Genomic DNA, 1295 nt, shown 5'->3' with positions numbered 1-1295 from the left:
AGCTCCTGCGCAGACCCGAGGATCCATTCCGTGACGGTATGGCGGATCAAAGCAGTGCAGAACTTGGCGCTACCACCCAGTCCCGCGGAAAAGCTCGAACCACTCCGGATTGGCCTTTTCGATCAATTCAATCTTCCATGACGCGGCCAACGTTTCAGCGACTTCTCGCGCTGGATTGCATCGCGGATGTCGAAATACTGTTCGTACCAAACCAAGCGTTCTACGCCATACCGCCCAGTAAAGCGCGAACCCCACCAGACTTGTGCTCGGGCATTCGGCGGCCGAGATCGTTTGTGACGCCAATATAGATGGTGCCGCGTTTCCGGCTCGCAGTTAAATAGACATAGCCCGTCATGAACGAAGTATAGCGACCGAACGATCCGCCGACCATCTTGAGGGGTTGCATTCTTCGGCCGACGCCACGGAATGGATCCTCGGGTCTGCGCCGCGTCGCTTCGCTCCTTGCTCCGCCCGTGGATGACGAAGGGGAGGGGTGTTTCGGCTAATCGCGAACGTATGCTGCTTCCGTTTGGATTGTTTCGTTGAAAGTGGCGGCATAATCGGCTCTTTAAAAACTTCGCAGTTCCAAACTGGACGGCGGTTCACTAATGTTGCGCTGCAACCCGCGCCTCCGGTGAATCATGTCCGACGCTCCCAAGACTTCCGGCGTGACCCGGCTGAGGAACTACTTCCTCACGGGCTTCATCGTCTGCGCGCCGCTGGCGATCACCGCCTACATCGCCTGGTCATTCATCGGTTGGGTCGATTCCTGGGTGAAACCCTATATTCCGGCCCGCTACAGCCCTGACACCTATTTGTCGTTTCCTGTGCCGGGATTCGGGCTGATCGTGGCGCTCATCCTGATCACGCTGATCGGCTTCCTTACGGCCAACATCGTCGGCCGCGCCATCGTCAATTTCGGCGAGCGCCTGCTTGGCCGCATGCCGTTGGTGCGCGGCATCTATGGCTCGCTGAAACAGATTTTCGAGACCGTGCTGTCCAACAAGGGCGACATGTTCCGCCAGGTCGGACTGGTCGAATATCCGCGCAAGGGTGTGTGGTCGCTGGTGTTCGTCGCCAGCGAGAAGGAAACCGAGATCAACCAGAAGCTCGACCAGGAAGGCGATCCGCTGATTGCCGTATTCATGCCGTGCACGCCAAACCCGACCACCGGATTCCTGATGTATGTGCCGAAGTCGGACATCGTGCTGCTCGACATGACGATTGAGGACGGCGCCAAGCTGATTGTGTCGGCCGGGCTGGTGGCGCCCGAGGTCAAGCAAATGGTTGTCGTG

Annotated in this window: 1 protein-coding gene and 1 pseudogene; one reads left to right on the top strand and one right to left on the bottom strand. The window is 58.3% G+C overall.

The features are described 5' to 3' along the window. Nucleotides 1–69 precede the first annotated feature (69 nt). Nucleotides 70–355: pseudogene (locus tag EN939_RS34605) on the bottom strand (GIY-YIG nuclease family protein). Nucleotides 356–641: 286 nt separating this feature from the next. On the opposite strand from EN939_RS34605, the gene EN939_RS34600 reads away from it, so the two are divergent. After that, nucleotides 642–1295 (top strand): DUF502 domain-containing protein (locus tag EN939_RS34600; RefSeq protein ID WP_164751530.1); only part of this gene is annotated, 654 nt, incomplete at its 3' end.

This window comes from Mesorhizobium sp. M7A.F.Ca.CA.002.05.1.1 (assembly GCF_003998335.1).
In the GTDB taxonomy this organism is placed as follows: Bacteria; Pseudomonadota; Alphaproteobacteria; order Rhizobiales; family Rhizobiaceae; genus Mesorhizobium.
The sequence above is the reverse complement of the archived record's forward strand: the minus strand, read 5'-3'. Positions and strand labels throughout refer to the sequence as shown.